Here is a 24,599-nt window from a genome sequence, read left to right as displayed (position 1 = left end):
TCCAGGTCAACGTTCAGCCAGGAGTTGAGTTTGGGCGCCCGCTAGGCCCGGGGAACCAGGGACCGCACGAATAAGTCGTGTGAACGACGGGCGCGTGTCTGGGCTAAGGCAAGGGGAATTCAAATGTTTCGGCGACGGAATAACAGCGCGCGGCGATCCAGGCCGGCGACGTCTGACGCGGGCCTTGCAACCGGCTCCGCCGCCACCGAAGTCATCAGCAGTGCAAGCTGCCGGTGCGCCTCGGCGCGAGCTTGACCGGGAAGTGTAAAGCTCAGCACCGGCGAATGCAGTGAATGGGCCTTATAAAGCCCGACTGCTTCGTTGCCGCCGACCACGAATGGCCGTGCACCGATGGGGAGTTCAACGGAGACGGTCCGGCCGATTTCAGCCATATTCATCGCCACGGGCGTTATTGGCAGGATCAGCAAGTTCATAAACCAGGGGGTCAGGACGACACCCAACAATTCTACATCGTTGAACAAGCGGAAGCCGACGCTCTCGATGGCCACCGTGTGATTGTAGATCGGCAGGTCCCGCATCCCGGCGTCGACAACGCCAAATTGCTCGATCAGTGCCGATACGCGGGGATGGTCGTTAAGGTCGCCGGGGAAGTTCATGGCGAGTGTAGGTTCAAGCGACTAGCGTCTGGGCCCGGGCGGCGAGTTCGGGAAATAGGTCTTCGAAGAGACGCCTTGCCGCTTGCGCGTCAGCGTATGCAATCTTTGCTACGACGTAGCGCCGCGCCTGCACGGCAACGAAATCCCCCGGCTGCACTCTCCCCGATACCATCATAAGGCTGACGGCAAAGCGATCGCCGTACACGTCGACTATCGCCATTGGCCCGTCAATCGAAACCACTTCGAGCTGGCGCTGTGCCCGGCGAATTCCTACATGTGGACGGCTGGCACAATCGCTGCCGAAATCGCGCTGGAGACCCCGGGCATCGACACCCTGGACCTGCTCTATTACGGCGATGCTGAAGTCAGCGTGGCCTCGACGATGTCTTTCCTGCGCATGTGCACAAAGCCGATGTATTATCTGAGCCAGGGAGAGCTGGTGCAGTGGCCTTGGGCCACGGCGTATGACGTCTCCGTGCCCGGCATCCACCGTATGCTGAAGGCCATGCCCTGGGGCGGAGCCGGTGAGCCGGTGTGGTACGAGGGCGATACCCGCGTGCGCAACTGCTCGGTGATGTTCTCGCTGGGCAACCAGGAGATGATGATGAATGTTCTCGGCCTGCTGAAGCAGTTCGAGGAGAATTACCGCCAGCTCGACGCCGCGGCGCAGGAAGAGGTGACCAACCAGATCGGCCGCCAGGTGACGCAGAAGGAGCCGCCGCGCGAGACGCCGGAAATTCACCGCACCGTCATCTCCTGCCAGGCGCGTGGCAACACGCAATCGGTGAGCGTGATCCTGCGCGGCAACTCCGCCTATTCCCAGACCGGGGTTTTCGGCGCCGAGGCAGCACGCTCGGTGCTCGCAGGCGAGCTGAAAAACGTTGGGTTTGGCTCGGGTTCGACGATCCTTGGCGCACGACGCCTGCTCACGGCGCAGGCGGAGGATGGCTACCTCTCCTACGAGATCAAGCAGGTCTAGCTGACTAGGCGCGGTGGTTCTCCCGCCGCGCCGCTTTCCCTATTCGAGGTGAACATGACCCAGACCATCTACGTTGCCGGGATCGGCATGACGCCGTTCGGCAAACACTTGTCAGTGAGTGTGAAAGATCTCGCCGCACAGGCCGTGACGGCAGCACTTGAAGATGCCGGATGCGAGAAGACCCAGGTGGAGGCGGCCTATTTCGCCAACGCCACGCAGGGCCACATGGATGGCCAGCACATGATCCGCGGCGAACTGGCACTGCGTGCCATGGGCTTTGAGGGCCTGCCCGTGGTGAATGTGGAAAACGCCTGCGCCAGCGCCAGCACGGCGTTCCATCTGGCGGTCAACCATCTGCTGGCCGGGGCGGCGGATATCGTCCTCGCCCTCGGCGCGGAGAAGATGTTCTCCACCGACAAAGCCCGCACCTTCGCGGCCTTCGATGGCGCCTGGGATGTGCACGAGACCGTGGCCAATCAGGCAAAGCTGATGGAGATGGGGCGCGGCATTGAGCCGCCGCCGGGCACGATGTCAGAAAAGCCATACAGCGTGTTCATGGATATTTACGCCGCCATGGGCCGCATGCACATGCGCGAATTCGGCACCACGCAGCGCCAGTTCGCGGCGGTGTCGGCGAAAAACCACATGCATTCCGTGCATAATCCGCTGTCCCAGTATCGCGATGCCTACACCATCGAGCAGGTGCTGGCGGCGCCGCCGATCACCTATCCGCTGACCCTGCCAATGTGCTCGCCGGTCAGCGATGGCGCCGCCGCCGCGATTCTGTGCACCGAAGCCGGGTTAAAGCGGCTGCGCGGCCAGGCGGGGCGCGCGGTGCGCGTGCTGGGCTGTGCGTTGCAAACCAGCAGCGAGCGGGCGCCGGCGGATCTGGAGAATCACCTGGTCCGCAAGGCCGCGCGCAAGCTGTTCGAGCGCGCCGGCATCGGCCCCGAAGAGGTGAGCGTGGCCGAAGTGCATGACGCCACGGCCATCGGCGAAATTTTGCAATCCGAACTGCTCGGACTGATCCCCTTCGGCGGCGGCGGGCCGGCGGCTGAGCGCGGCGAGACCTCGATCGGCGGGCGTATTCCCATCAACCCCTCGGGCGGGCTGGAATCCAAGGGCCACCCGATCGGCGCCACCGGGCTCGCGCAGATTTTCGAGCTGGTCACGCAACTGCGCCACGAAGCCGGCCTCCGGCAGGTGGAGGGCGCGCGCATCGCCTTGGCCGAAAACGGCGGCGGCCTGGCGGGTGTTGAAGAAGCCGTTGCCTGCCTCACTCTTCTGGGACGCTGAACCATGACCACACGCAACGAAAGCATTCTGGCCAACCTCGTCGCCAACCGCGCCGAGGAGATGCCCGAGTTTAATGTGCTGACCTTCGAGGGCGCAGGCGTGCGCGCCGACGAAACCCGCAGCTACCGTGAGCTGTGGGAGAACAGCCAGCGCCTGGCACAGGTGCTGCTGGAGCTGGGGGTGAGGCCGGGCCGGCGCTTTGGCTTGGTCATGGCTAACCACCCGGAGTTTGTCGAAGCCATGGTGGCGGCCAGCATTCTCGGCGCGGCGGTGGTACCGATCGACCCCCGCACCAAGGGCGACAAGCTGCGCTTCATGCTGGAGCGTGCGGCGTGCAGCGGCGTCTTCGCCGCCGATTACGCGCTGGACAACATCCAGGAGGTGCGTGCCACCCTGCCCGGCCTCGCCTGGGTGGCGAGCTTCGTCACCGATGAAGGACCGCGCCCGCTCGCCGACTACCCAGGCGTGGTGGACTGGGTCGCCCTCGCCGCCGCGCGGGCACCCGCGCTGCCGGTGCTGACCACCGACCCGGACAGCCCGCTGGAGCTGATCTTCACCTCCGGCACCACCGGCGATCCCAAGGGGATCGTGATGACGAACCGCCGGTATTGCGACACCACGCTGCTTGCCCAGAAGCTCTTCAGCTATCGCGACGACGACATCCTCTATTCCGGCCTTTCGCTCACCCATGCCAACGCGCAGCTCCTCACCCTGGGCGCGGCGCTGGCCTGCAAGCTGCGCGCGGTGCTCTCGCGGCGTTTTTCCAAGTCGCGGCTATGGAACATCACCCGCAAATACGGCGCCACCAGCTTCACGCTGCTGGGCGGCATGACCACCGCCATCTATGCCGAGCCATCCCGCCCTGATGACGGGCATAATCCGGTGCGTCTCATTATCTCCGCTGGCATGCCCGCGGCGATCTGGAAATCCTTCGAGCAGCGCTTCAACGTCAAGATACTTGAGTTTTATGGCGCGGCGGAGGGTGGCTTGACCTTCAACTATCCCGGCACCGGTCCGGTTGGCAGCATCGGCAAACCGCCGGCGATGTTCCAATATCGTATCGTGGATGACGAGGATAAGGACGTGCCGCACGGCACGCCTGGCGAGCTGCTGTTCCGCCCGGCCAACGGCGCGCCCTATGTCGTCGAATATTTCGGCGATCCAGCGGCATCCGTGAAGAAATGCGCCGGCGGCTGGCTGCGCATGGGCGACGTCGTGCATGAAGACGAGGATGGCTGGCTCTACTTCGATTATCGCAAGGGGGCCGGCATCCGCCGCAATGGCGAGTTCATCAACGCCGCCTTCATCGAGAAGGTCATCGCCGAATCCGGGCTTGCCGACGATGTCTATGTCTATGGCATCCCCGCCAAAAATCACGTTCCTGGCGAGAAGGACGTCGTCGCCGCCATCGTGCCCAGGGACGAAATCTGTTTCGACCCACAGCGCCTGTTCGATGTCTGCAAGAACCGGCTCGAAGCCAATTTCATCCCCAGCTTCATCCAGGTGATGCGCCAGATTCCAAAAACCGCCTCGGAGAAGCCGCAAGACCGGTTCCTGGTCGAGGCGTTCGAGCGCGAGCCGCACGCCATTCACCGGCGCGCATAAAAACAAACATAAAACAATAAAGGAAACGGCTTATGAAACGTCTGTCCGGCAAAACCTGCCTCGTCACGGGGGCCGCGAATGGCATTGGCTTGGCCGCCGCCACGCGCCTGGCGCAGGAAGGGGCCAAGGTGCTGCTTACCGATATCGATGCCGCGCAAGGCGAAGCCGCCACCGCCACGCTGGTGGAATCCGGCCTGGCTGTGCGCTTTCAGCAGCACGACGTGACCCAACGCGACGCCTGGGAAAGCGCGTTGCACGCCGCCAAGGAATTTGGCGGGCGCATCGATGTCATCGTCAACAATGCCGGGATCGTCATTCCGGGCAGCATCGAGAGCGTGGACTGGGCGAGCTGGCGCAAGACGTTGGATATCAATCTCGATGGCGTGTTCCACGGCGTGCAGCTTGGCGTGCGCGAAATGAAGGAGCATGGCGGCTCCATCGTCAACCTCGCCTCCATCGAGGGCATTGTCGGCGAACCCATGGCGCTGGCCTACAACGTCACCAAGGGCGGGGTACGGCTGCTGACCAAATCCGCCGCCGTGCATTGCGCCAAATCCGGCTACAAGATTCGCATCAACGCGGTGTGCCCGGGATTTGTCGAAACCCCGCTGGTGCTGAACGCCATCGGCGCGATGCCGCCCGAAATCGCGCAGGGGTTTCAGGCCAAGGTTCTGAACCGCACGCCGATGGGCCGCTTGGCGCAGCCGGTGGAAGTGGCCAATGCCATCCTGTTCCTGTGCTCCGATGAGTCGAGCTACGTCACCGGCTCGGACCTGCTGGTCGATGGCGGCTACACCGCCGGTTGAGGGAGATTTGGCCATGAAAACGATCCTTATTACCGGCGCGGCCTCCGGCATTGGCCGGGAAACCGCAAGCCTGTTCGTGGCGCGCGGCTGGCGGGTTGCGGCAGCAGACATCAACCCTCCGGCGCTGGCGCAACTCGCCGCCGAGCTGGGTTCCAGCCTCGTCCCCATCACCGGAGATGTGCGCACACGCGAGGGGGCGCGTGCCATCGTGGACGCCGCCACCGCAGTGACCGGGGGCAGCCTCGATGCCTTGTTCAACTGCGCCGGACTTCTGGAAATGGGACCGCACGTGAAGATCGCGCCCGATCGCATCGACCGGCTGGTCGATGTGAACATCAAGGGCGTGGTGTATTGCATCGACGCCGCCTACCCAGCGCTGGCGCGCACGCCTGGCGCGCATATCGTGAGCATGAGTTCGACCTCGGCCGAATACGGCACGCCGGACCATGCGATGTACAGCGCCTCGAAATTTTTCGTCCGCGGCCTGACCGAGGCGCTTAACATCGAGATGGAGCCAGCTGACATCCAGGTAAGCGCCATTCTGGTGGCCTATGTGCAAACACCCATGGTCAATGACGCCAAGGTGAAAGCCTCGTCGGTGGAGAAGCTGGGGGTAAAGGTGAAACCCCAGGCAGTGGCCGAGACGGTGTGGAAGGCCGTCCATGGCAAGAAGGTGCTCTGGCGGGTGGGGGCCGATGCCACGGCTCTGAACATTGCCGTGCGGCTGCTGGGAGGTTCCGCCCGTGGCGTTTATAAGCAGTTGACCGGCTACTGAGTCGCCGGTCGAGCTCTAGACCGTCAGCTGCGCCCTGAAGGATCATTCTTCTCCCCATGGTCCGGAGGGCGGGCGCGGATACTCGAACAGACGCGCGGTGACGGCGCCAAAGATAATGCCGCCGATATGCGCCATGTAGGCGACACCGCCAGACTGCACGTCTGAGACCGAGCCAAGGCTCAGAAGCTGGGTCAAAAACCAAAACCCGATCAGCAGCGCGGCGGGTATGAACGTGATGCGGGCAAACCAACCGAGCAGCAAAATCGTGCGAATATTGTCGCGTGGATAGGTGACCAGAAACGCGCCCATTACAGCGGCAATCGCGCCGCTCGCGCCCAGAGTGGGAACCATTGACCCCGGATCGGCAGCAATCTGCGCGAGCATGGAGACGATACCGCCGCACAGGTAGAACAGCGCGAACCGCTTCGGCCCCATCGCGTCTTCGATCTCGGGGCTGAACGCCCAGAAGAACACCATGTTGCCAATAATGTGCGACCAGCTCGCATGCATGAACATGGCTGTCAGAATGGTTATCAGGTGATGACCGCCAACAATATCCGCCGGAACCGCCGACCATTGTTCTACAAACGCATCACCGCCTATCAGTTCGAGGCCAAAACCAAGAACATTCAGTGCGATGATGCTCGTCGTGACGATAGGAAAGCGTGAAGGACCACGCGATATATCATTGAGTGGGATCATTAGTTTTTTCGCTCCGGAAACGGCATCAAGCACTCTCCCTCGTCTAAGCCTCAGGCAGCCGCATCATACGTGCGGGGAGACAACCTGCCGGTCCCAATAGGGCGGCTTGCCAAACCTCTCGGCAAGAAAGCTTAAAAATGCCCGCACCTTGGGCGAGACCGTCTTTTTCGGCGGATAGACGCCCCAGATGGCCCGCTCCGGCCCCAGGGCGATCATCCAGTCCCAGTCGGGGAGAATTTTAACCAGCTGGCCCTGCTTGATGTCCTCGCCAATCAGCCAGGTTGGCAACAGCGCAATGCCGAGCCCCGCGCGCGCGGCATGGAGCAGCGCCTCGGAATCATTGGCGCGCAGGGATCCGGTGATTTTCATCTCCGTAGCTTCGCCGCCCGGCTTGGAAAAATACCAGGCATCGGCCGGTTGCAAGGCAAAGATCAGACATTCGTGCCGGGCCAGATCCTGCGGTTCGGCCGGCTCCCCATGCCGCGCCAGATAATCCGGGCTGCACACCAGCAAACGGTGCTGCGGCGCCAGATATTTCGCCTTCAGCGTTGAATCCGCCAGGGCGCCAATGCGCACCGCAACATCGGTTCCCGTTTCGATCAAATCCACCGTCACATCAGTCAGCGTGATATCAAGGCGGATTTTCGGATAGGCTTCGAGGAAATCCTTTATGTGCGGCACGATGTGATGGCGCCCGAACGCCCCCGGCACGTTAAGGCGCAGCAGGCCTTGCGGCGTCGCATTCAGGGACATCGTCGCCTGCCTGGCGTCTTCCACCCCGGCAAGCACAACCACGGCGCGCTCGTAGAAGGTGGTCCCCGCCTCGGTCAGATGCAACCGCCGCGTCGAGCGGTTCAGCAAGGCGGCACCTAGATCGCTTTCCAGCGCGCTGATATAGCGTGAGATGGTCGAGACTTTCTGCTTTTCCTCGGCGGCCACCTTGGAAAAGCTCCCAAGCTCCACTGACCGGACAAACGCCCGCATGGCCGCCAGATAATCCATCGCCCTACTCTACCCGTTTTTGCAAAGATAATTTGTAATCTTGGGCGTATCGGGACGCAAGGCAACAGTCCATACGGCCCCGTTATTTGCCGCCACCATGGAGCGTTTCAATGCTTTCGCCTTCTTCCCCCCGGATACACCAGTCATGATCGGGGCAATATTCATCCTTATGCTGTTCGAGCTTTTTGGCGAGATTCTGCGGAGCGCACTGCACATCGCCGTGCCGGGCCCGGTCATCGGCATGCTGCTGCTCGCGGCTGTCCTGGTCTGGCGTTACCGCCGCGAGGCGCCGCTCAATCCCGAGGCCCCACCCGCGCTCGACAAGACCGCTGGCGTGCTGCTCCAGCATTTGGGCTTGCTGTTCGTGCCGGCTGGCGTCGGCATCATCGCCGAGGCCAGTCTGCTGCGACAGGAATGGATGCCGATCCTGGTTGGGGTGGTCGGCTCAACCGTCCTCAGCCTGGCCGCGACCGGGCTGGTCATGCATCATTTTGTACGCAACACGACATCCACCGTGCCGCAGGAGGGAGTCACGCCATGATGGGCCGGGAAATCACCGCAATCTGGGTTCCGCTGGAACTCTCGCCGCTGATCTGGCTGGTCATCACGCTGGGCATGTATCTGGCCGCCCGGCGGGTGCAGATGCTGCTCGGCGCCAAGCCCTATTTCAATCCGGTGCTGATCACCATCGTGCTGGTGGCGGTCATCGTCGTGCTCACCGGCACGCCCTATAAGCGATATTTCGATGGCGCGCAGTTCATCAACTTCCTGCTTGGGCCGGCCACCGTGGCCCTGGCCGTGCCGATGGCGCGCAACATCCACCATGTGCTGCGCAGCCTGCACAGTGTCGGCTTGGCCTTGCTGGCCGGGTCCATGACCTCGATCGTCAGCGGTGTCGGCATCGTGTGGCTCCTTGGCGGTTCGCGCATTGTCGCCCTGTCCATGGCACCGAAGGCCGTGACCACCCCGATTGCCATCGCCGTGTCGCAGGAGATCGGCGGCATCCCCGCGCTCACCGCTGCCCTCGCCATCCTGGGCGGCATCGTCGCCGCGGTCGTCGGACAGCGTCTGCTACGGCAGTTCAAGATCGAGGATTGGCGTGTTCACGGCCTTGCCGCAGGTGTCGCCGGCAGCGGTATTGCGGCGGCGCAGGTAGCCCCGCTCGACGGCATGGCCGCCGCCTTTGCCGCTCTGGGGATCGCCATCAATGGCGTCGTTACCGCCATCGTCGTGCCGCTCCTCGTGCTATTTTTGTCGTGACTAGGAATGCTGCCTATTGCGGCGAAGCGCCCAGCGCGCCGGTCGAAAGAGCGAGCGTAGCGGCGGCGGACAGGGCCGCGCTATAGGCATCCGTGGCGATGTCCTGGGCCTGGCTAAGCTGGCTTTCCGCCACGGTGAGGTCGGTAATCGACCCCACCCCGCTGCGATAGGCGGTCAGGGCGGCATCGAAGGTCGTCTGCGAGGCGGCGGCCAGCGCCTGCGCGGCACTGTAGGCGGCAAGGCTGGTATGTACCGAATTATTGGCGAGGGCGATCTGCCGCACGGCCTCGTCCTGCACCTGGTTCAGCGCGGCATCGGCGCTGTCCTCCTGCGCCTTGGCCTGGTCCAGGATCGCGGCGCGGGTGCCGCCGTCGTAGAGCGGGAATGTGACGCCGGCGAGGATAGCGCCGCCAAATTGGTGGCCGGAGAGATTTTCGGTCGCCGCCTGCCCGCCGACTGAGGGCAGCGCCGAGAGGCTCAGGCTTGATGAGTTGTAGGCACCGGTAGCCGAGAGGAACACTTTCGGCAGGAACTCGTCCCGCGCCGCCTGCACCCCGGCAAGGCTCTGCTGTTGCGCTGCATAGGCGCTCAGCACGTCCGGGCGGCGCACCAGCGCCGTGGAAATGATGCTCTCCACGGGGGCGTCCATGGCTGGTGAAAGATCCCGGTGCGGCAAAGGGGCGATGGTGATCTTGGTCAGGGGCGAAATGCCCATCGCCGTCAGCAGCGCCAGATAGGCGTCCTGCTCGCCGCCGTTAGCCTGTACCATTGCCAGTTCGGCCTGGGCCGTGGCCTGGCGAGCCTGCGCAACCTCAATGGTAGTGCCGATGCCGTGAGCGTAACGGTCCTCCGCCGCCGCCTGCACGGTCTTGGCGGTCGCCAGCGTTTGCGCCGCCGTGGCGACATGGTCGCGGGCGGCTTCGTTCACGTAATAGGCTATGGAGACGTTATAGATGAGTTGCTGGTGCGCGGCGGTGAAGGCGATGTTGGTGATCACCGATCCCTGCTTCGCCACGTCCACAAGCGCCGATCTCTCGCCAAAGTCGAAGAGCAGCCAATTGAGGGACACCGCCGAGATCACGCCATGCACCGTGTCGTTGCCGCTGACGCTGCCCCCCTGCGCCGAGGTATTCGAGGAGTTATCCTGATAAGCGCCAACGGCGCTGGCCGTGAGGTTGGGCAGAAAAGCGCTTTCCGCGATGCCGGCTGCGAGCGCCGCCTTGCGGGCATTTTCCCAGGCGATGCGCGTCGCGGGATCGTTGGATTCGGCGATGTCGATCAGTTCCGGCAGGGTGTAGGCCTTGCTGGGGTCGATGCGGGGGGATTGCGGCAGGTTGCCGAGCGCCGTGTTGGGCGGCAGGACGTAGCCGTTGCCGCTGGCGGCGCCGCTGGCGCCGGGAATGATCTCGCCTGCCGATGTGACGGCGGGGGTCCAGGGCTGGTCGGGGCTTGGCGGCGCCATGTCCAGGGCGGACGTCGCGCATCCGTTCAAGAGCAGCAGCGAAAGTACCGCCTTATACTGGCGCATGATTCCCCGCCCCTTCCCCGGCGTGTCCTTGCGCGAACATCTGCTCCAGGTTTTCCAGATGAATTTCGATCAGTTGGCGCACCGGATGCTGGTCTTCGGTAAGCGCATCCAGCGGCGGCAAGGCGCTCGATGCTGGCGATGGGCCGTTAGTCTGCATAGCAGGTTCCTTGAGCGTGCCTAAACTGTCCGCCAGCCTGTCGAGCCGGTGGGCGATGTCCTGGCACAGGCTTGGCGTCTGGTTGGCGGTCAGCAGGAGGGGGCCCTCGAGCGCTGCGATGTCAAGCGCCGTGCGGCGGCGCGCCCGCAGCCACGTCACCGGCGGGCGGATCGAGGACGGCTCGTATTGCGCGATGGCGATGTCGCTCTCGACGGCGCTCAGCGCGGCCTGCGCCCGGGTGGCGAGCGTCCGGCGCTCCGGCCAGTTCGCCGCCTTCACCATTCCGCTCAATTGCCGCAGCATCGAGACGATGGCGGGATCAATGCGTTTGACGACACTGACCGGCCAGATATTGGTGAATACCATATAGACCACGAAGTTGCCGAACAGGATGCCGATGATGCGGTCGCGCGCCGTCGTCAGGTCGAAGGCCGGCGTTGGCCCCTGCAAGATGCAGAGAAAGAAGGCGAACGCCATCTGCAGCCCGGCATAGGCGATGCGCGGTCCGCCGGCGGCGATCCAGGCCGCGGCCAGGGTGAACAGGAAGACGACGATCATCAGCGCGCCGATTGAATCAAGGTCAGGCATAAGGAATACGATCGCGGCGAGACCGGTACTCGCCCCCAGGATGCAGCCAAGCAGGCGCAGACTCAGCTTCTCGACGGTCTCTCCAGCCGTCCCCAGCGCCACGATGTAGCAGGTGATGAGGCAGGTATGGATCCCGCGCCAGTTGAGCGAGGTATACACGATGTAGCAGAACATCGCCGCCAACGTGCCCTTGAGCGCGTAATAGACATGGTCGGGGTTGGTGAAGGCGTCGGGGCGGAAGAAGCCGCTCTTCTTCTTCGGGGCCTCGGCCGCCGGAGAAGGAGGAGGCTCGGCGAAACTGCCGAGCACTTCCTGGAACTCGCCGAAAATCGCCGCCGGGGATGGGGACAAGGCATCCTCCTCGGCGTCGTTTTCGAGCTTCACCTCAACCGGATAACCTCCGGCCTGGAAGATCGCCGCCATGCCCCCCAGTGTTTGAGCGATGATTTCCCGCTGCCGCTGCGGCAGCATCCTGTCCGGGTCGCGGGCGATCAGGTCGGTGAGCAACAGGACCGTGGCGATGGAATCCGTGGCCTGACGCAAAGCGGCGAGATCCTGCGGCGGCGAACTCTTCTCCATGCCGGTCCGCTCGAGCCATTCCAAAATGCCGCCCGTGCCAACCGCCGTGACGGCTTTGAACGAGCGCCTCGTGCGCGCCGTAGGATCGCGCAGCATGGTGGCGGCTAAGCCGAGGCGTATCGCCAGCGCGCGCTGCGCCAGGCTGCGAGGCGCCGGCGCCATGACCAGGTTGACCACGAGCGACATGCCAACCGGGATACCGACGAATAACCAAGTATAAAGCAGCGTGCGCGTGGCGGTTTCGCCGTCCGGCACAGTGGTCAGCAGGTCCAGCGCATAGATCACGATCAGCGCGACGATGTTGCCGACAGGCTGCAATTTAGACGACGAACTCGCGAACAGCAGCATGAATGAGAGCACCACCATGGCGGCCACGCGAAAGATCGAGATATTGATCAGCAGTATCGACAGCGGAAACAGGATGCCTATGGTAAAAGTGATGACGACAAGCATCGTCAGGCCCAGAACGACGCTACTCGTGCGGTCGGGCTTGACGACGAAGAAGACGATATACGTGGTCAGCGCCGGGTCGGGCGTCTGGTAGATTTCCGTGACCAGCATCGTCAGCATGCAAATCACGCCCACACGGGCAGCGAATTCCAGCCGCCCGGGCGCCGGGGCGAGCAGGCGCAGAAACTCCTGCGCGCGCTCCCTGAGCATCAGTGGCACTCGGCACCACGATTGATTTCGACAACCGAACTCGCCCCCAGCCGGATGAGGTTCTGCGGTGGATTCTGCAGTACAATGCGCACGGGGAAGCGCTCCTCCACCCTGACCCAGTTCAAGGAACGTTCGACATAAGGCGCGCCAAGGGGGGTTTCCACCCGCTCCGTGCTGAACACGCCCCAGCCAATCCCCTGGACTACCCCTTTGATCGGCTGCGAGCGGTCGATCATCGAATAGACCGTCGCGCAGTCGCCAACGGCGATGTGCCGCAGGCTCGTCTCCCTGAAATTGGCAACGGCGAACCACTGGTCGGTGTTGATGAGGGTGAAGAGAATCTGCGTGGGCGCCACCATCTCGCCGGAGGAGACGGTGAGGCCGGTCACGAAGCCGTCATGCGTCGCGCGCACGGTGGTATCGCTGAGGGCGCGTTGCGCGATGGCGAGCGCCGCCTGGCGCGCCGCGACCGTCGCTTCCGTCGCCGCCAAGGTGTCAATGGCTTGCAGGGTGGCCTGTTGCTGCACCTGCGCCTGCGCCAACGCGGTTGCGGCATCGTGCTGCGCGACCTGAGCCTGGTCGAGTTGCTGCACCGGGACATACCCCTTGGCGGTGAGCGGGGTCAGACGCCCGACATTGCGCGTCGCCAGCTCGTAATTGGCGGTAGCGCTGATGACCTGCTTGGCGGCGATATCGGCGGCAGCGCGCTGCAATGTCAACGCGCGCTGCTGCGTGCCGAGCTGCGCTTTCGCAAGGTCGAGATCGGCCTGGGTCTGCGCTACCACGAGTTGGTAGGGCACCGGGTCAATCTGGAAGAGTACATCGCCCTTGGAGACGTAGGTGTTCTCCTCGACCGGAATTGAGATGACACGCCCGCCGACCACGGAGGCAACCTGAACGACATCGGCATCAATTTCCGCGTCATCGGTTGAAGGATAGACAGCGTTTTTGTGCGCCACATAGAGGCCGACCACGACCGCAACGAGGATGACCGCAAGCGAGATGAGTTTGGGGCGGAGGCCAGACTTGTGGATGCCGGCAGCTTTCATGCTCATTGCCCGAACCAGAGCAGCCAGACCAGCATCGCCGCGGTCAGCCCGATCGCGGTGCAGACAAATAGCTGGTAGGGCAGCACATTCGCCAGCCCGAGCGAGACAAAAGCGGCCCGCGCGCCGATGGCGACGAAAATACCGAAAACCCCGCAGAACATCCAGGCCGGGAAGAAGCTCCCGACCACCGTATAGGACGGCGCGCCGCCCACAACCCCGCACCCGCTCAGAGGCGCCAGAGCTAATGGCCAAAATGACCGTGAGTTCAGACAGTTTCTACGATGCTTCAAAGGAGATCCTCATGTGCGGATGGTGTTAAGCGCCTCTTTGTCCGGTCAGCTGGCATTCACCAGCCCCAGACTGAGCGCCCGCGAGACTGCCTGTGCCCGGCAGGCAACGCCAAGTTTGATAAAAATGTTCTTGAGGTGGGATTTTACCGTTTCCGGCGCGATACTGAGGCCCCGGGCGATGTCCTTGTTCGACTGCCCCTTCACCAGCAACATCAGCACGCCCAGCTCACGCGGGCTCAGGCGGTCGGCGGTTTCCGGGGCGCTGGCCAGCGCCTGCGGCGGCATTTGCATGCCCTGGTGATGGCTCAGCAGGCTGGCAACAAAATTCACTGCGTCGGCGGCGGCGCCACGGCGCTGCAGCTCATCCTGGACCCGCGGCAGCAGCGGGATGATACCAGGGGCGGCATCGTGGAAAGGCTGGATAATGCCGCTGGCCGCCGCCACCGGGATAGCATCGCAGAGCAGCGCCGCCGCCTCGTCCAGCTCCTGGGCGCGGCACAGCTCGGCCGCCAGCCGGATGGTCAGGTGCAAAGCCTGGTCATGGCACTGTGCCGTTCTTGCCTCCTGCAAGAGCTGCCGCAGAACCGCGATACCTTGCGGGTGGCGCTTCTTCGCTGACAGCAGTTCGACGCGGGCCATGGCAGCGTGGTCTTGGATTTCGGACCATGCACAACGGACCGGCGCGGGATAGTCCAGAGCCAGCCGGTCCAGCTGCGCGACGTTGACTTCCGCCTGCACGGCACGCCCCTCGCCGAGATTGATCCTCACGCGCTCAAGCATGATGGAAGCAACGAGCCGCCCCCAATGCCGCGCCTTGCCCAGGCTCTCCGCTTGGTCCAGCAGCGCATAGGCACGCTCGGCATTGCCGCGGTTCATGGCCGCGCGTGCCAGCACCAGATAGGCTCGCAGCACGCATTCAAGCATGCAGGCGGCATCAATGGCGCCGAGCCGGTTGATAACCAGCTCCTCAGCCTCGTCCAGGCGGCCCTGATCATAGTGGAGTTGCGCCAAAAGACTTGCCGGCATGGCGGCCGCCACCGAATTTGCACCGGCGTGGTCCTCCGCCACCTGCAAAGCCTTGCGGAAATGCCGTGCCGCCGAAGATGTCCGCAGTTGCTCGTACTCCACCAGCCCCTGCAGGCAGAGCCGGTACACTGTAGCCACCACATTGCGGCTGCCATCCTCGCCGGAAGCCGTAATCCAGGGCACGCCGTGATAGCGGGCGAGATCGCCCTGCTTCCAATAGCCCAGGAGGGCGACATTGGCGGCGACATTGCTGGTCCAGCGTCCGCTGCTGTTGCGGCGCAGGCTTTCCTCGGCCAGTTGCAGCGCGGCGGTTGTGTCGTCGCGCAGCGCCAGCGCCACGGCACGGATCGTCAGGCATTCGCAACCGAGGGATTCGACAACCCGCGCCTCCCCCCCTTCCAACTCCCGCTCGATTTCGGTTGCCAGCTGCAGAGCCTCGTCGAAGCGCATGGCCAGCGCCATGCCCCAGGCGATCGCCAGCCGCACCTTGACTTGGCGCTTCATCACGGCCGGCGGCATCAGCCGGGCCCAGGTTAGCAAGGTGAGCAGCTCGCCGCGCTTGATCAGGGTCATGGCGCAGTTCTCGACCCAGCCGATGGTCTGCGCCGTATCGCCGGCGGCGATGGCATGCTGGATCGCATCCGTCCACAGCTCGGCCCCGGCGTACCAGGCATAGGCGCGCCGGTGCAGCTCGGGGATTTCGTCCTTCAGCTCCGCCTCCAGCCGCTGCAGGAGAAAGTCACGCAGCAGCTTGTGGCAGCGGAACCAGGTGCCGTCCTGGTCGAGCGGGATAAGCAGCAGGCGGCGTGTGGCGATGTCTTCCAGCAGATCCTGGCTGCCAGCGAGGCCGGTAACCGCCTGGCATAAGGGCGCGCAAAGCTGGTCGAGGATGGCGGCGCGCAGCAGGAACCCGGCCAGGGGCGCGGGCAGGCCATCGAGCATCTCGGTGATATAGCTGCGGATCGGGCGGATCTTGCCGGAGAGATGGTCGATATACTGGGTCAGTTCCTGCCCGGACTGGGCGGAGGCGGTGGCGACGATGCGCAGCATCGCCGGCCAGCCCTCGGTCTTGGCGTGCAGTTCCCTTGTCTTGGCCTGGCCGACTCTGGCGGGAAGCTCCTGCTCCAGGAAGTGGCGCGTCTCCTCAAGGTCGAAGCGCAGCGCGGCGCCGTCGATTTCCAGCAACTGGTTCTGCGCCCGCCAGCGCCCCAGCGGCAGCTCCGGCTCGGTCCGCGTGATGAGCACGAGATGCAGGTTGGAGGGGGCATGGCGCAGCAGATAGGCGACGCCCTCGTGAATGCCGGGATCGGTGAGGACGTGGTAGTCGTCCAGAAACAGGAAAACATCGTCCTCCAGCTCCGTCAGGCTATTGATCAGCGAGCGGACGATGGTGAGAGGGCGGACGAGCATGATCTCTTCGATGAGATCGAGTGCTGGTTTTCCCAGCCCATCGCAGGCCGCGCGCAGCACATGGGCGACATAGAACAGGAACTGGGTCGGCTCGTCATCCTCCGCGTCCAGCGACACCCAGGCCACGCCATGGCCCTGCGCCTGCAAACGCTCCGCCCAGGTGATGGCCAGGCTGGTTTTGCCAAACCCGGCGGCGCCTTTGATGATGATCAGCCGGCGGGTCCGCGCCTGGTTAAGCTCTTCGAGCAGGCGAAGACGGTCGATCAAGCCAGGGGGGCGGCGTGGCCGTGTTGTCTTCGTCGCCAGGAACTGGGCCGGAACCTCGTTTTTCATATCACCCGCATGGTACTCATCGCATAAACGGGAGGCAAGCTGACCTAATCTTCCCGGCAAACTCATGCCACCTGCCCCAGCGCGAACGCAAAAACATGTTCCGTGGCGTTGCCGCCATTCGTTTGCCCCAAAGAGGGGCGTTTCTCCCCCCCATTTGGGGGATGTGATTGAGATTAAGCCGCGAACAAAGTGCCCGCAAGATGATGCCAGACCTTCACGGCTGGCACGAACCACAGGCGCGCGCGCCAGGGAAGGAAACAGAATGACGGATAACCAAACCGGTGCATTGCTGCTGGCGCAGGACAGCCCCCTGCTAATTACCAGCCTGTTCCAGACGGCCATGGCCTCGGCCTCGGCGCAGGAAATCGTCTACGCCGATCGAGGCCGCTACAGCTACCAGGTGTTCGGCGAGCGCGTACACCGGCTCGCCGCCGCCCTGACGGCGCTGGGCGTGCGGCCCGGCCAGACCGTGGGCGTGATGGACTGGGACACGCACCGCTATCTCGAATGCTTCTTCGCGGTGCCGATGATGGGGGCGGTGCTGCACACCATCAATGTGCGCCTCTCCGCCGAGCAGATTCTCTACACAATCAACCACGCCGAGGATGACATCATCCTCGTCAATGGCGAATTCCTGCCCTTGCTGGAGCAGATGTGGGACCGGGTCGATCCGGGCAAGACCCTCGTCCTGCTCAACGACGCCCCCAAGGCGCCCGCGACGAATCTGCCGATCGCCGGTGAATACGAGGCGCTACTGGCCCAGGCCGCCACGTCGTTCGAGTTTCCCAATCCCGACGAGAACAGCCGCGCCACCACCTTCTACACCACAGGCACCACCGGCCTGCCCAAGGGTGTGTATTTCAGCCATCGCCAGCTCGTGCTGCACACGCTGGCGGGCATGTCGGCGCTGGTCGGCAAAGGTCAGGGAAGGTTCAACGTGACCGACACCTACATGCCGGTCACGCCGATGTTCCATGTCCATGCCTGGGGCATGCCTTATATGGCGACGGTCATGGGCGTTAAGCAGGTCTATCCCGGCCGCTACCACCCCGAGACGCTGCTCGACCTGATCCAGCGCGAGGGCGTGACCTTCTCCCATTGCGTGCCGACGATCCTGCAGATGATCCTGGGCAGCGCCGCGAAGCGCGGCGCGCGCCTGGACGTCTGGACGGTGGTGATCGGCGGCGCGGCGCTGCCGCTGGCCCTGTGCAAGCAGGCGCTGGACATGGGAATTGACGTTTTTACCGGCTACGGCATGTCCGAAACCTGCCCGATCCTGACCGTGGCGCAGCTGCGCCCCGGCATGGAGACCTTGCCCGCCGACATGCAGGCGGAGGTTCGCTGCAAAGCCGGGCGCGCCGTTCCGCTGGTCCAGCTGCGCATCGTTGATCCCGAGATGAACGACGTGCCGCGTGACGGCGTGACGGCGGGAGAGATCGTTGTCCGCGCGCCCTGGCTGACCAAGGGGTACCTCAAGGACCCGGCCAACTCCAAAACCCTGTGGGCGGGCGGCTGGCTGCACACCGGCGATATCGGGTTGATCGACACCGATGGCTATCTCAAAATCACCGACCGGCTGAAGGATGTCATCAAGTCCGGCGGCGAATGGATCTCTTCGATCGACGTGGAGGATCTGATCCTGCGCCATCCGGCGGTGGCCGAGGTGGCGGTGATCGGCGTGCCCGACCCGAAATGGAGCGAACGGCCGATGGCGATCGTCGTGCTCCGGCCCGGCCAGGAGGTCGAGGCCGACGAGATAAGGCTGCATTTGCAGGCGTTCGTCGCGAAGGGGCTGATCTCAGCCTTCGCGGTGCCGCAGAATGTGAAATTTGTCGACCAACTGCCCCGGACCAGTGTCGGCAAGCTCAACAAACGCGTTCTACGCGAAGATTTCACTGTCTGATCCGGCTTTATAACTAAGGAACCCGATATGACCGACTACATCGCGCCACTTCGCGACATCCGCTTCGCCCTGACCGAACTTGCCGGGCTGAACGACGTTCTGGCCCTGCCCGATTTCGCCGAGGCCACGCCCGACCTCGCCGATGCCGTGCTGGAGGAGGCTGCCAAGTTCGCCGGCGCGGTGCTCTCGCCGATCAACGCCAGCGGCGACAAGACCGGCGCCAATCTCACCGCGCAGGGCGTGGTGGCGGCCGAGGGCTTCGGCGCCGCCTACCAGCAATTCGTGGAGAATGGCTGGGCCTCGATGACCGGCGACCCGGCTTTCGGCGGCCAGGGCCTGCCCAACGTGCTGGGTGCCGCCGCCTCCGAGATGTGGAACGCCGCCAATCTGGCCTTCGCGCTGTGCCCGCTGCTCACCACCGGCGCCGTGGAGGCCATCCGCGCCCATGGCTCGGAGGAGCTGAAGGCCAAGTACCTGCCGAAGATGATCAGCGGCGAGTGGACCGGCACGATGAACCTGACCGAGCCGCAGGCCGGTTCCGACCTCGCGGCCGTGCGCACGCGCGCCGTGCCGGATGGCGACCACTACCGCATCTTCGGCACCAAGATCTTCATCACCTGGGGCGACCACGACATGACGGACAACGTCATCCATCTGGTCCTCGCCCGCTTGCCGGACGCGCCCGAGGGCGTGAAGGGCATCAGCCTGTTCCTGGTGCCGAAGTTCCTGGTCAACGCGGATGGCAGCCTGGGTGCCCGCACCGACGCCCACTGCACCGCGCTGGAGCACAAGCTCGGCATCCATGCCAGCCCGACCTGCGTAATGACCTTCGGTGAAGCCGATGGTGCCGTCGGCTACCTGGTGGGCGAGGTCAACAAGGGCCTCAACCACATGTTCACCATGATGAACGAGGCGCGCCAGAAGGTCGGCCTGCAGGGTCTCGCCATTTCCGAGCGCGCCTATCAGGCGGCGCGCGACTACGCCAAGGAGCGCATCCAGGGCCGCGTCGTGGGCCAGGCGCCGGGCGAGAAGCTGCCCATCATCCACCACCCGGATGTGAAGCGCGTGCTGCTGACCATGAAGAGCCAGATCGAGGCGATGCGCGCCCTGGCCCTGCTGGTCTCGGCCGATGTGGATTTCGCCCACCACCACCCGGACGCCGCCAAGCGCGCCCGTCACCAGTCCCGTGTGGAGCTGCTGACGCCGGTGCTGAAGGGCTGGTGCACGGAGCTGGGCGTGGAGGTCACCTCGCTGGGCATCCAGGTGCACGGCGGCATGGGCTTCATCGAGGAAACCGGCGCCGCCCAGCACCTGCGCGACTCACGCATCCTGCCGATCTATGAGGGCACCACCGGCATCCAGGCTGCCGACCTCGCCGCGCGCAAGCTGCCCATGCAGCAGGGCGCGGTGATGGTCGAGCTGATCACCGACATCCGCGCTGTTGCCGCGGCGGTTGCAGGCGTGGAAGGCCCGGCGTTCGCCGCCATCGCCCAGCACCTCACCGCTGGCGTGGACGCGTTGGAACAGGCCAGCACCTGGATGCTGCAGACGCTCGCCCGCGATCCGGCGGCGGCTCTGGCTTCTTCGGTCAACTATATGATGCTGGCCGGCTATGTCTGCGGCGGCTGGCTGATGGCCCGCGCCGCCCTGGCTGCCAATGCCGCGCTCAAGGAACACCCGGCGGACGACTTCTACAAGGCGAAGATCAACACCGCCGCGTTCTACGCCGAGCAGATCCTGCCCAAGGCCAGCGCCCTGCTGACCACGGTGCAGGCTGGCAGCTCGTACGCCCTGGAACTGCCGGTGGAGCAGTTCTGACACTGAAGCGGCTTTATCAGAACGATAAAGCCGCGAGACAAGGCTGGGCATAGTTTCAGCTCAGCACCCATCGGTTCTGCCGGGAAAGCCGGCAGAACCATCACTTCCAAACGCCCCGCCGGGTGCGCAATTTCAATGCCCGCCAGTGCCGATCCCGCATCTTTGGCCGCGCCAAAAAACAGGCAGATTGCAAGAACCCCCTCTTCCCGCACGTTCTTCTTTTTCACCGGAGTTATTCCATGAAATCCGTCGTCATCGTCGGCTATGCCCGTTCGCCGTTCACGCTTGCCAAAAAGGGTGAGCTCGCCCGCGTTCGCCCGGACGATCTCGCGGCTGAAGTGGTGCGCGGCCTGGTCGCCCGTACCGGCGTAGCACCCGCGGATATCGAGGACCTCATTCTTGGCTGCGCCTTCCCCGAGGGCGAGCAGGGCTTCAACCTCGCCCGGCTGCTGGTGCTGATGGCCGGCCTGCCGATCAGCGTCGCGGGCACCACCGTCAACCGCTTCTGCGGGTCGTCGATGCAGTCCGTCCATTTCGCCGCCGGGCAGATCCAGCTTGGCGCAGGCGATGTGTTCATCTGCGCCGGTGTGGAAAGTATGAGCCGCGTGCCGATGATGGGCTTCAACCCGATGCCGAATGCCGCGCTGCACGCCAAGCAACCCGGCGCCTATATGGGCATGGGCGAGACCGCCGAGAATGTCGCCCGCCGCTGGAGCATCTCGCGTGAGCAGCAGGAGGCGTTCGCCGTGCGCAGCCATGGGCTCGCCGCCGCTGCGCAGGCCAAGGGGCTGTTCGATGACGAGATCGTGCCCATCGGCAAGGTGACGCGCGATGGCGGCATCCGCCCGGAAACCACCGCCGCCACGCTGGCGGGCCTGAAGCCGGCCTTCTCCACCGATGGCTCGGTGACCGCCGGTACCTCCTCCCCGCTCACCGACGGCGCCTCGGCGGTGCTGGTCTGTTCCGAAGAATACGCCGACGCGCATGGCCTGCCCAAGATCGCGCGCATCCGCAGCGTCGCCGTGGCAGGCTGCGCGCCGGATATCATGGGCATCGGCCCGGTGGCGGCCACGCGCAAGGCGCTGACGCGCGCGGGCCTGACCATCGCCGACATCGATCTGGTCGAACTGAACGAGGCGTTCGCCTCCCAGGCGCTGGCTTGCGCCCAGGAGCTTGAGATCGACGAAGCCAAGATCAACCTCGATGGCGGCGCGCTGGCGCTCGGCCATCCGCTCGGCGCTACCGGTGCCCGCATCACCGGCAAGGCGGCGAGCCTACTCGCCCGTACCGGCGGGCGCTACGCGCTGGCCAGCCAGTGCATCGGCGGCGGCCAGGGCATCGCCACCATTCTGGAGCGCATCTGATGCAGCAGGTTCGCAAAGTCGCCGTCATCGGCGCTGGCGTGATGGGGGCGGGCATCGCCGCCCAGGTCGCCAATGCCGGTTTCCCCGTGCTGCTGCTCGACATCGTCCGTGACCCGGCCGACCGCAACGCCGTGGCCGCCGGTGCCGTGGCGAAAATGCTGAAGACCGAGCCCGCGCCCTTCATGTCCCCCGCCGCGGCGAAGCTGGTGGAGGTCGGCAATACCGAGGACGACCTCGCCCGGCTCGCCGAGTGCGACTGGATCATCGAGGCGATCATCGAGCGGCTCGACCTCAAGCAGGACCTCTACCGCAAGATCGACGCCGTGCGCCGCCCCGGCACGGCGGTGTCCTCCAACACCTCGACCATCCCCATCGCGGATCTGGTCGCCGGCCTGCCGGAGGCGTTCGCGCGCGACTTCCTGATCACCCATTTCTTCAACCCGCCGCGCTATATGCGCCTGCTGGAGGTGGTGTCCGGCGCCGCGAGCGACCCCGACACGGTCGCCCGCATCAGCCATTTCGCCGACGCCGTGCTGGGCAAGACCATCGTCGCCTGCAAGGACTCCCCCGGCTTCATCGCCAACCGCCTGGGCGTGTACTGGCTGCAGCTGGGCGTGCTGGAGGCGATGGATGCCGGCCTGACCATCGAGGCCGCCGACGCCGTGATGGGCAAGCCGTTCGGCATCCCCCGCACCGGCGTGTTCGGGCTGATCGACCTCGTGGGCATCGACCTGATGCCGCATATCAATGCCAGCCTGACCAAGCTGCTGCCCGCTGGGGATGATTTCCACAAGGCGCAGCGCGACCTGCCGTTGATCGCGAACATGATCGCCAGCGGCCATACCGGGCGCAAGGGCAAGGGCGGGTTCTACCGCCTCAACCGCGAAGGCGGGCGCAAGGTGAAGGAGTCCATCGACCTCGCCACCGGCACCTACCGCCCGGAAGAGGCCGCCAAGCTGCCGGAACTGGCGGATGGCGGGCGCGATCTGCGCGCGCTGCTCGGAGGCGCCAGCCCGGTGTCGCAATACGCCTGGCGCGTGATTGGCCGCACCATCGCTTACGCCGCCAGCCTGGTGCCGGAAGCGACGGACGAGATCGCCGCCATCGATGAGGCTATGCGGCTGGGCTATAACTGGGCGTACGGCCCGTTCGAGCTGGCTGACCGCATCGGCGTCGACTGGCTGGCCGAGAAGCTCTCCGCCGATGGCGTGGCTGTGCCGGAACTGCTGAAGCTCGCCGCCGGGCGCAGCTTCTACCGCATCGAGAACGGTCAGCGCGAGGCGCTGGGGCTGGACGGCGAATACCACGCCATCACGCGCCCCGAGGGCGTGCTGCTGCTGGAAGATATCAAGCGCACCGCCACCCCGCTGCTGCGCAACCCGAGCGCCGCGCTCTGGGAAATTGGCGATGGTGTGACCTGCCTGGAATTCACCAGCAAGAGCAACGCACTCGACACGGACATCCTGGCGCTGATCGAGGAGAGCATCGCCCTGGTGCGCGAGCGCTTCAGCGCGCTGGTGATCTATAACGAGGGCAGCAACTTCTCCGTCGGCGCCAATCTGGTCAAGGCCATGCAATCGGCGCAGGCGGGCGCCTGGGGGGAGATCGAGACGCTCATCGCCAGCGGCCAGGCCGCCTATCAGGCGCTGAAATACGCGCCCTTCCCGGTGGTCGGCGCGCCCGCCGGCATGGCGCTGGGCGGCGGCTGCGAGATCCTGCTGCATTGCGACGCGACCCAGGCTTATGCCGAAAGCTATATCGGGCTGGTGGAATGTGGCGTCGGCCTGCTGCCCGGCTGGGGCGGTTGCGCCGCCATGCTGACGCGCTGGCAGACGCTCGGCAAGCTGCCGCGCGGGCCAGTTCCGGCAACCCTCAAGGTGTTCGAACTCATCAGCACCGCTGCGGTTTCCAAATCCGCCGCCGATGCCAAGGCCAAGCTGTTCCTGCGCCCCGCTGACGGCATCACCATGAACCGCGACCGCCTGCTGGCCGACGCCAAGGCCCGCGCCCTGGCGCTGGCACCGGGCTACGAACCGCCCGCGCCGGTGGCCGTGACCCTGCCGGGTCCGGCGGGCTATGTGCTGATGGACATGGCTGCCGAGGGTATGCATGCCCGTGGCATCGCCACCGACCACGACCTGACCGTGGCGCGGGCGCTAGCCACGGTGCTGAGCGGGGGCGACGCCGACCCCACCGTGCCCGTGACCGAGGCGCGGCTGCTGGAGCTGGAGCGGGAAAACTTCCTGCGTCTGATCCAGACCGAGCCCACACTGGCGCGCATCGCCCACACGCTGGCCACGGGCAAGCCGTTGCGTAACTGAGAATAGACAAAGGATTAGAGAGCATGAAATTGCTGGTCGCTGTGAAGCGCGTGGTTGATTACAACGTCAAGGTCCGGGTGAAGTCGGACAAGACGGGCGTTGAGACCGCGGGCGTGAAGATGTCCATGAACCCGTTTGACGAGATTGCGGTTGAGGAAGCGGTGCGCCTGAAGGAGAAGGGCGTTGCGACTGAGATCGTCGCTGTCTCGATCGGTGTGACGCAGGCGCAGGAGACGATCCGCACCGCGCTGGCCATGGGTGCCGACCGCGGCATCCTGGTGGAGACCGAGGTGGCGGTGGAGCCGCTGGCCGTGGCCAAGCTGCTGAAGGCGCTGGCCGAGAAGGAAGGCGCTGACATCGTCGTGCTCGGCAAGCAGGCGATTGACGACGACATGAACGCCACCGGCCAGATGCTGGCGGCGCTGCTCGGCTGGCCGCAGGGCACCTTCGCCTCCAAGGTCGAAATTGCCGATGGCACCGCCACCGTCACCCGCGAGGTTGATGGCGGGCTGGAGACCGTGGCGCTGGCCC

The 24,599-nt window shown here is 64.8% G+C and carries 20 protein-coding genes; 12 read left to right on the top strand and 8 right to left on the bottom strand.

Annotated features, from left to right (window positions below):
• Positions 1-119: 119 nt before the first annotated feature.
• Positions 120-617 carry a [NiFe]-hydrogenase assembly chaperone HybE gene (gene hybE / locus ACLPJJ_RS06795; protein WP_443590190.1) on the bottom strand — a complete coding sequence of 166 codons (498 nt, stop codon included), beginning with the start codon at positions 615-617 and terminating at the stop codon, positions 120-122.
• An 82-nt stretch (positions 618-699) separates the two neighbouring features.
• On the opposite strand from hybE, the gene ACLPJJ_RS06790 reads away from it, so the two are divergent.
• The 5 genes from ACLPJJ_RS06790 to ACLPJJ_RS06770 are packed head-to-tail and all read left to right on the top strand — an operon-like array spanning position 700 to position 6,078.
• Entirely contained in the window at positions 700-1,596 is an 897-nt protein-coding gene (locus ACLPJJ_RS06790) for a DUF5938 domain-containing protein (protein WP_443590189.1), read from the top strand.
• A 54-nt stretch (positions 1,597-1,650) separates the two neighbouring features.
• Positions 1,651-2,892 (top strand): thiolase family protein, encoded by a 1,242-nt coding sequence (locus ACLPJJ_RS06785; protein WP_443590188.1) that lies wholly within the window; start codon positions 1,651-1,653, stop codon positions 2,890-2,892.
• A gap of 3 nt (positions 2,893-2,895) precedes the next feature.
• Entirely contained in the window at positions 2,896-4,497 is a 1,602-nt protein-coding gene (locus ACLPJJ_RS06780) for an AMP-binding protein (protein ID WP_443590187.1), read from the top strand.
• A 32-nt stretch (positions 4,498-4,529) separates the two neighbouring features.
• Positions 4,530-5,303: a glucose 1-dehydrogenase gene (locus tag ACLPJJ_RS06775; RefSeq protein WP_443590186.1), complete on the top strand. Its 774-nt coding sequence runs from the start codon at positions 4,530-4,532 to the stop codon at positions 5,301-5,303.
• A gap of 13 nt (positions 5,304-5,316) precedes the next feature.
• The gene (locus ACLPJJ_RS06770) at positions 5,317-6,078 is read left to right on the top strand and encodes an SDR family oxidoreductase (protein WP_443590185.1); all 762 of its coding nucleotides are present in this window, start codon (positions 5,317-5,319) and stop codon (positions 6,076-6,078) included.
• 42 nt (positions 6,079-6,120) lie between these two features.
• Here the strand turns inward: ACLPJJ_RS06770 and ACLPJJ_RS06765 are convergent, their stop codons facing one another.
• Together ACLPJJ_RS06765 and ACLPJJ_RS06760 are read right to left on the bottom strand one after the other, a co-directional pair.
• Positions 6,121-6,813, bottom strand: coding sequence for a rhomboid family intramembrane serine protease (locus tag ACLPJJ_RS06765; protein WP_443590184.1), 693 nt, complete (start codon positions 6,811-6,813; stop codon positions 6,121-6,123).
• 30 nt (positions 6,814-6,843) lie between these two features.
• Positions 6,844-7,764, bottom strand: a complete 921-nt coding sequence (locus tag ACLPJJ_RS06760) for a LysR family transcriptional regulator (RefSeq protein ID WP_443590183.1) — start codon at positions 7,762-7,764, stop codon at positions 6,844-6,846.
• 115 nt (positions 7,765-7,879) lie between these two features.
• Here ACLPJJ_RS06760 and ACLPJJ_RS06755 point away from each other — a divergent pair, with 115 nt between their 5' ends.
• Both ACLPJJ_RS06755 and ACLPJJ_RS06750 read left to right on the top strand, forming a co-directional pair.
• Positions 7,880-8,323: a CidA/LrgA family protein gene (locus tag ACLPJJ_RS06755; RefSeq protein ID WP_443590182.1), complete on the top strand. Its 444-nt coding sequence runs from the start codon at positions 7,880-7,882 to the stop codon at positions 8,321-8,323.
• Positions 8,320-9,042, top strand: a complete 723-nt coding sequence (locus ACLPJJ_RS06750) for an LrgB family protein (protein WP_443590181.1) — start codon at positions 8,320-8,322, stop codon at positions 9,040-9,042. The genes ACLPJJ_RS06755 and ACLPJJ_RS06750 overlap by 4 nt, the downstream gene beginning before the upstream one ends.
• Before the next feature lie 13 nt (positions 9,043-9,055).
• Here the strand turns inward: ACLPJJ_RS06750 and ACLPJJ_RS06745 are convergent, their stop codons facing one another.
• The 5 genes from ACLPJJ_RS06745 to ACLPJJ_RS06725 all read right to left on the bottom strand — a co-directional run bounded on the left by ACLPJJ_RS06745 (position 9,056) and on the right by ACLPJJ_RS06725 (position 16,662).
• Entirely contained in the window at positions 9,056-10,570 is a 1,515-nt protein-coding gene (locus ACLPJJ_RS06745) for a TolC family protein (RefSeq protein ID WP_443590180.1), read from the bottom strand.
• A complete protein-coding gene (locus ACLPJJ_RS06740) occupies positions 10,557-12,464 on the bottom strand; it encodes an FUSC family protein (protein WP_443590179.1) in 1,908 nt (635 codons plus the stop codon). Before ACLPJJ_RS06740 ends, ACLPJJ_RS06745 begins: the two co-directional genes overlap by 14 nt.
• 89 nt (positions 12,465-12,553) lie before the next feature.
• Positions 12,554-13,609, bottom strand: a complete 1,056-nt coding sequence (gene mdtN / locus ACLPJJ_RS06735) for a multidrug transporter subunit MdtN (protein ID WP_443590178.1) — start codon at positions 13,607-13,609, stop codon at positions 12,554-12,556.
• Positions 13,606-13,815, bottom strand: a complete 210-nt coding sequence (locus tag ACLPJJ_RS06730; RefSeq protein ID WP_443590177.1) for a YtcA family lipoprotein — start codon at positions 13,813-13,815, stop codon at positions 13,606-13,608. Before ACLPJJ_RS06730 ends, mdtN begins: the two co-directional genes overlap by 4 nt.
• A gap of 123 nt (positions 13,816-13,938) precedes the next feature.
• A complete protein-coding gene (locus tag ACLPJJ_RS06725) occupies positions 13,939-16,662 on the bottom strand; it encodes a LuxR C-terminal-related transcriptional regulator (RefSeq protein ID WP_443590176.1) in 2,724 nt (907 codons plus the stop codon).
• A 262-nt stretch (positions 16,663-16,924) separates the two neighbouring features.
• Between ACLPJJ_RS06725 and ACLPJJ_RS06720 the strand changes: the two genes are divergently transcribed.
• The 5 genes from ACLPJJ_RS06720 to ACLPJJ_RS06700 all read left to right on the top strand — a co-directional run.
• Positions 16,925-18,565 (top strand): fatty acid--CoA ligase, encoded by a 1,641-nt coding sequence (locus ACLPJJ_RS06720; protein ID WP_443590175.1) that lies wholly within the window; start codon positions 16,925-16,927, stop codon positions 18,563-18,565.
• 27 nt (positions 18,566-18,592) lie between these two features.
• The gene (locus tag ACLPJJ_RS06715; RefSeq protein ID WP_443590174.1) at positions 18,593-20,383 is read left to right on the top strand and encodes an acyl-CoA dehydrogenase C-terminal domain-containing protein; all 1,791 of its coding nucleotides are present in this window, start codon (positions 18,593-18,595) and stop codon (positions 20,381-20,383) included.
• A 239-nt stretch (positions 20,384-20,622) separates the two neighbouring features.
• On the top strand, positions 20,623-21,747 hold the full coding sequence (locus ACLPJJ_RS06710) for a thiolase family protein (protein WP_443590173.1): 1,125 nt from the start codon (positions 20,623-20,625) through the stop codon (positions 21,745-21,747).
• The gene (locus ACLPJJ_RS06705; protein ID WP_443590172.1) at positions 21,747-24,068 is read left to right on the top strand and encodes a 3-hydroxyacyl-CoA dehydrogenase NAD-binding domain-containing protein; all 2,322 of its coding nucleotides are present in this window, start codon (positions 21,747-21,749) and stop codon (positions 24,066-24,068) included. The genes ACLPJJ_RS06710 and ACLPJJ_RS06705 overlap by 1 nt, the downstream gene beginning before the upstream one ends.
• A 23-nt stretch (positions 24,069-24,091) precedes the next feature.
• Positions 24,092-24,599 (top strand): electron transfer flavoprotein subunit beta/FixA family protein (locus ACLPJJ_RS06700; RefSeq protein WP_443590171.1); only part of this gene is annotated, 508 nt, incomplete at its 3' end.

The sequence above is a fragment of the Acidocella sp. genome (assembly GCF_052326845.1).
In the GTDB taxonomy this organism is placed as follows: domain Bacteria; phylum Pseudomonadota; class Alphaproteobacteria; order Acetobacterales; family Acetobacteraceae; genus Acidocella.
Note: the sequence above shows the minus strand (reverse complement) of the source record. Positions and strands in the feature narration are given on the sequence as shown.